The sequence below is a fragment of the Actinomadura sp. 7K534 genome, assembly GCF_004348575.1.
GTDB lineage: Bacteria > Actinomycetota > Actinomycetes > Streptosporangiales > Streptosporangiaceae > Spirillospora > Spirillospora livida.
In genome coordinates, this window is record NZ_SMKB01000355.1 from 1 (window position 1) to 5,496 (window position 5,496).

Below are 5,496 nucleotides of genomic sequence, written 5' to 3' on the forward strand. Positions count from 1 at the left end.
GGTGGCTTGCCGGCCGGGTCGATGCAGCGCGGAGCGAGCGCTCGGTGAGGTGATTACCGGGGGCGCGGTTGCGGGACGTCCGGTGCGGTGCTTGTGGTCAGGGGGTGGGGACGGCGGTGGAGAGGCGGGTGGCGTAGTCGGCGGCTTCGGCTTCTGAGGCGTACTTCTGGCGGGGCCAGAAGAAGCCGCGGAGTCCGTCTTTGCGGTTGCGCGGGACGATGTGGACGTGCAGGTGCGGGACGCTCTGGCTGATGCGGTTGTTCATCGCCACGAACGAGCCGGCCGCCTCTAGCACCGACTCCATCGCGGCCGCGAGGCGTTGTGCGTGGCCGAAGAACGGGCCGAGCATCTCGCCGGGCAGATCCGTGAGCGTCTCGTAGTGCACGCGCGGGATGAGCAGCGTGTGCCCCTTGAAGAGCGGCCTCGTGTCGAGGAATGCCATCGCGTCCGGCGCGTCCATCACCACGTGCGCGGGGCGCTCCCCTTTGGCGATCTCGCAGAACACGCACACCTTCGAATCACCCATGGCCATATTCTCCCCCGACCTCGTAGGCCTCGAGAGGGAGCGGGGGTCAGGCGGCCTGGAGGGTCAGCCAGGTTTGTTCGAGGGGGTCGTCCGGTCTGGAGCAGAAGTAGACGCGGCCAGGGTCGCCCCAGTACCAACCGAGCCGATCGTCGGAGTCGAGTTGTAGGAGGAGGCGCCACTCGTCTACGGCACGCTCCTCGTCCCGGGTCAGGGTCGGAGGTGCTACGGAGTCCAGAGGGCGGCCCGTCGAGGCGTACAGGCAGTCGGGGCCTAGGGGGCGCTGGACCAGGGCCGGCCAGCCGCCCAGTTGGTGGGCGGGCATGTCGCGGGGCCAGATGTGCTGCGACCAGACGGCGTGCAGTTGCTCGTAGACGGGCACGAGGCCGCTGTAAGTGGCCTCCAGCTGGCGCACAACAGCTTCCTCGGGGCACGGCAGGGAGAGGAACGGCGTGGCGTGAAGGCGCGTCTGGGGGTAGGTCAAGGCGCCGGGGGGCGGGGCCGCTTCACGGAGGTCGCCGGTGAAGAGGCGCCAGCCGTCGCGTTGCGCGGCCGCGTCGCCCCAGGGGCGCGGGACGTCGCTCGCGTAGTAGAAGGCGGCCTTCCCAGACGACGGGATTCCGGAGATCTCCCCGAACGGGGTGAGGTCGGCGAAGTCGATCGCACCTAGGAAGTCCAGGGGGCGACCGTTCCAGCGCGGCCAGGGTTCGCCGGGCGGCAGCAGCGGGGTGCCGCCAAGGTCGACGGGTGCGTCGCCTTCGGCGCCCAGCCTCAGCGACCGGCCGGCCAGGGGTAGTAGGGCCGCGGTGACCTCCGGGGTCAGGAAGGCGGCGAAGAGCGCTCGGAGGCGGGCGTACTGTTCCGCGAAGTGATCCATGCACGTAGCCTCACCCGGCACGGGAACGGCGCGCAGCATCCCGCGAACATGTGGATAACTTCGTCAGCGGCGTTCGAGGGCGCTCGCGAGCTGCAGCAGGAAGCGGTCGACCTCCTGCTCGTCGTAGCCGGGGCCGAGGCGGACGACGCGGAACGCGCTCTCCCGCACGTCGCGGGCGGTCACCGGCGGAGCCGAACCGCGCAGGCCGGCGATGACCCGGTCGAGGAACGCGTCCACATCCCGGACGTCGTAGCCCGAGCGGATGCCCGCGCCCGAGAACCGGGCGTTCTGGATCCAGTTGATCAGCCAGGCGGGCTGGGCGCGCGACCGGCCCGGCCGCTCCCTGATCGGCGCCCTCGCCTGCAGCTCCCTGATGCACTCGCTGACCAGCTCGTCGACGGAGCGGGGGTCGTAGCCGCGCATGACGACGTCGAACCGGGTGGCCCGCACCTCGTCCGCGGACATCGGCGGCCCGCCGTTCAGCGCCTGCGAGATCCTCCGCAGCAGCGCGTCCACCTGACCGCGGTCGTAGCCGCGCAGGACCACCGGCAGCCGAACACCCGTCTTCACCGGTACCGTGCTCCTCAGCCCGCGTCAGCGCGGCCGCGGGACGGCGGTGACACGCCCGCGGCGCGCTCAGTCCTTGGTCGCCGCGGCCAGCTGACCGCAGGCCCCGTCGATCTCCCTGCCCCGAGTGTCGCGCACCGTCACCGGAACCCCGTGGGCCTCCAGGCGGCGGACGAACTCGCGCTCGTCCTCCGGCCGGGACGCGGTCCACTTGGAACCGGGTGTCGGGTTCAACGGGATCAGATTGACGTGTACGAGATTCCCGCGCAAGAGCCTGCCGAGGAGATCCGCCCTCCACGCCTGGTCGTTGATGTCCTTGATGAGGGCGTATTCGATCGACACGCGGCGGCCGCTGCGTTCCGCGTAGGCCCAGGCGGCGTCCAGGACCTCGGCGACCTTCCAGCGGTTGTTGACCGGGACGAGGTCGTCGCGCAGTTCGTCGTCGGGTGCGTGCAGGGACACCGCCAGCCGCACCGACATGTCCTCCGCGGCGAGCTTTTCGATCGCCGGGACGAGCCCGACCGTGGACACCGTCACCGAACGCTGGGAGATGCCCAAGCCGGCAGGTGCCGGATCGGTGATACGTCGTACCGCTCCTATCACGGCCTTATAGTTCGCCAGCGGCTCCCCCATGCCCATGAAGACGATGTTGGAGACGCGTCCGGGCCCGCCTGGGATGCGCCCACGCGCCAGTGCGCGCGCGCCAGCGGTCACCTGCTCGACGATCTCAGCCGTGGAGAGGTTGCGAGTGAGCCCTGCCTGACCGGTCGCGCAGAAGGGGCAGTTCATGCCGCACCCAGCCTGGGAGGACACGCACATCGTCGCCCGGTCCGGGTAGCGCATCAGCACCGATTCGAACAGGACGCCGTCGAACGCCTTCCAGACGGTCTTCAGCGTCGTGCCACCGTCACAGTCCATCTCCCGTACGGGGGTCAGCAGCGACGGCAGCAGTTCGGACACGAGACGCTCGCGGACGGCGGCCGGCAGGTCCGTCATCTTCGCCGGGTCGTCGACCAGCCGGGCGAAGTAGTGCCTCGACAGCTGGTCCGCGCGGAACGGCTTCTCCCCCAGCTCGGCGACGGCCTCGCGGCGTTCCGCGGCGGTGAGGTCGGCAAGGTGCCTCGGCGGCTTGCCGCGCCGGGGGGCGGCGAAGACGAGCTTGGCCGGGGTCTTCTCGGACGCGGGGCCGGCGGTTGCGGGCTGGGTGGCAGACATGGTGCCTCCAGTGTCGCAAACAAGGCCGTGTGCATCGTCCATGTGCACGATCCATGTGTATCGTCCGTCTGGGCCCGCGTCCGGTGCCGGCGCGACCCCGCTCGACGCGTACGACGACATTCCTGCACATGACCTTGTGTGCGACTAAGGTCTCGATCATGTCGGTATTGCGTAAGGGCGCCGCCCCGTCCCGGGGATCGAAGGCCACGGTCGTCCACGCCTCTGCCAGCCCCTACGGCAGTCGGCGGCTCATCATCGAGACCGACGGTGACGTCACCGCGGCCTACCTGAAAGACGCACGCGACTCGGTGGTCGGTGCAACGTGGGTCGGAAACCACCGCAAGGCCCCGGCGGAGCTCGACCGGTCCCGGCTGGAGGCGGGCCGTGCCCCGCTCCTGCCCGAGTCCCATGTTCGCCAACCGGAGCCGCGCAAGGCGCTCGACGCCGAGGGCCTGGAGGCCGTCTGGTTCGAGGAGGGCGACGGTGTGGCCGTCCTTGAGGCGGGCGACCCGCTGTTCGTCATCCCCGGCTGGTCCGACATGGGACGCGGCATCCCCGGATACGCCCGCGACGCGACCCGCCAGAGCCCTTTCGCCTTCCCGCTGGACGAGGAGATCGAAGACTTCGGGCCGCGGATCGACCGTGCGCGCGAGCACTGGAAGATGGTCCGTGCAGACGGTTCCTGGGCGGACTTCCAGCAGGCGGTGCTCGGCCACCTGCTGCAACGGCTCGGCCCGGGTGGCCACTACTGGCACGATGTCGGCCGGCAGTTGGGCAGCGCACGGACCGGCGTGGCCCCGACCGTGGGGGTGTCCGAGCGTCCAGCACGGGGTGACCGCGAGTTCACCGTGCTGAGCACGGTCGGAATGTGCCGCCAGCGAATGCCGACCGTCGAACTGTACGAGGACGACGTCGCCCCCTTCGGACGGATCGAGCTCGCCGTCGCGAGCACCCTCCCCAGCCAGCGCGCCGGCAGCATCTTCCCTTGGCTGGCGCAGTACCCATGGCGGTCTGTGACCTGGTTCGCCCCAGGGGACGTCGTCAAGTGGTACCACGAGGCCCGCACGTTCCCCCTCGGCGGCGACGAGGCGAAGTGGGAGGGTGTGCTCCTCCTGGACGATCCGAGCCGTTTGACCGGCCCTGAAGGCCCGGCATTGACGGGCTTCACGTTGAACGGCGATCCCGTCCGGTGGCTCTGGCTCGTGCCCATCACCGGTGAGGAGCACCGCTACGCCAAGAGCGAGGGCTCGGACGCGCTCATCAGGCGCCTCGCCCAGCAGGGCAGGTCCTGGGTCGTCTCCTGACCTTCCGACGCTCCGGCTCGCCTCACCGAGTCCGGGGCGTCTGACGCCTTCGCCGCGTCTCGGCCGCTAGCTAGGAACGAAGAGCTCCAGCAGGAGCCAGACGACGGGGGCCGTCGCGACCAGGGAGTCGAGGCGGTCCATCACTCCGCCGTGGCCCGGCAGGAGCGTTCCCATGTCCTTGATGCCGAGGTCGCGCTTGACCATCGACTCGACGAGGTCGCCCGCGGTGGCGGTGACCACGGCGGCGAGGCCGACCAGCACGCCCTGCCAGATCTGGCCGCCGTCCAGCAGCCACCACACCAGCCAGCCACCGACGATCATGCACATGACGGCCGAGCCGGTGACGCCTTCCCAGGTCTTCTTGGGGCTGATCGTGGGCGCCATCTTGTGCTTGCCCAGGAAGGACCCCACGAAGTAGCCGCCGGTGTCACTGGCGACCGTGATGGCGATGAAGATGACGGTGCGGTGGTCGCCGTCGTCGGGACGCATGAGCAGCGCGACGATTCCGCCCATCAGCACCAGATAGCCGGCCAGGAGCGACCCTGCGGCGACGTCCCGCACGTAACCGTCGGAACCGTCCAGCATCCGCGTCATCAGCAGCGCGAGGACGGTGAGGGAGACCGCGGCCACCGTGGCGGTGGGCCCCCACACATAGGACACGACCGGTGTGCCGACCATGCCCGTTGCCACGGGGATGAACGGGACGCCGATGTCGCGGCTCCGGAACGCCTCGGCCAGTTCCCGCATCCCGAGGAAGAGGAACACGACCATGACGGCCAGGAAGATCTCCTTGACCGTGTAGAGAGAGAGCAGCACCAGGGCGCCGAGAGCGGCGCCCACGGCGACGGCCAGGGGCAGGTTACGGCCCGTCTTGCCTACGGGCTTGCCCCCCTCGGGCGTTCCAGCGGACGCGCCCGCGGAAGCCTCGTCGGCAGCGGGCGTCAGGGGCTCCTCGGCGGAGGGCTCGTTCGCGGGCGAGGGGTGGGCGCGCACGTCATTCGTATCAGGGG

At 70.2% G+C, this 5,496-nt stretch carries 6 protein-coding genes; 1 reads left to right on the forward strand and 5 read right to left on the reverse strand.

What is annotated here, in order from left to right:
• Positions 1 to 97: 97 nt before the first annotated feature.
• From E1266_RS35180 to rlmN, 4 genes are all read right to left on the reverse strand, one after another.
• On the reverse strand, positions 98 to 526 hold the full coding sequence (locus E1266_RS35180; RefSeq protein ID WP_132054590.1) for an HIT family protein: 429 nt from the start codon (positions 524 to 526) through the stop codon (positions 98 to 100).
• Between the two features lie 46 nt (positions 527 to 572).
• Entirely contained in the window at positions 573 to 1,400 is an 828-nt protein-coding gene (locus E1266_RS35185; protein WP_165966336.1) for a YwqG family protein, read from the reverse strand.
• Between the two features lie 63 nt (positions 1,401 to 1,463).
• Entirely contained in the window at positions 1,464 to 1,970 is a 507-nt protein-coding gene (locus tag E1266_RS35190) for a DivIVA domain-containing protein (protein WP_132054594.1), read from the reverse strand.
• 66 nt (positions 1,971 to 2,036) lie between these two features.
• Complete coding sequence (gene rlmN, locus E1266_RS35195) at positions 2,037 to 3,182, reverse strand: 23S rRNA (adenine(2503)-C(2))-methyltransferase RlmN (protein ID WP_132054596.1); 1,146 nt, start codon at positions 3,180 to 3,182, stop codon at positions 2,037 to 2,039.
• Positions 3,183 to 3,340: 158 nt separating this feature from the next.
• Here rlmN and E1266_RS35200 point away from each other — a divergent pair, with 158 nt between their 5' ends.
• On the forward strand, positions 3,341 to 4,486 hold the full coding sequence (locus E1266_RS35200; protein WP_132054598.1) for a suppressor of fused domain protein: 1,146 nt from the start codon (positions 3,341 to 3,343) through the stop codon (positions 4,484 to 4,486).
• 66 nt (positions 4,487 to 4,552) lie between these two features.
• On the opposite strand, the gene E1266_RS35205 is transcribed toward E1266_RS35200, so the two are convergent.
• On the reverse strand, positions 4,553 to 5,479 hold the full coding sequence (locus E1266_RS35205) for a phosphatidate cytidylyltransferase (RefSeq protein ID WP_243719288.1): 927 nt from the start codon (positions 5,477 to 5,479) through the stop codon (positions 4,553 to 4,555).
• Between the last annotated feature and the right edge of the window lie 17 nt (positions 5,480 to 5,496).

Excerpts from the sequence above, each read along its gene's own strand:
- E1266_RS35200 (WP_132054598.1), top strand. The coding sequence starts at position 3,341 with ATGTCGGTATTGCGTAAGGGCGCCGCCCCGTCCCGGGGATCGAAGGCC.
- E1266_RS35180 (WP_132054590.1), bottom strand. The coding sequence starts at position 526 with ATGGGTGATTCGAAGGTGTGCGTGTTCTGCGAGATCGCCAAAGGGGAG.
- rlmN (WP_132054596.1), bottom strand. The coding sequence starts at position 3,182 with ATGTCTGCCACCCAGCCCGCAACCGCCGGCCCCGCGTCCGAGAAGACC.
- E1266_RS35185 (WP_165966336.1), bottom strand. The coding sequence starts at position 1,400 with ATGGATCACTTCGCGGAACAGTACGCCCGCCTCCGAGCGCTCTTCGCC.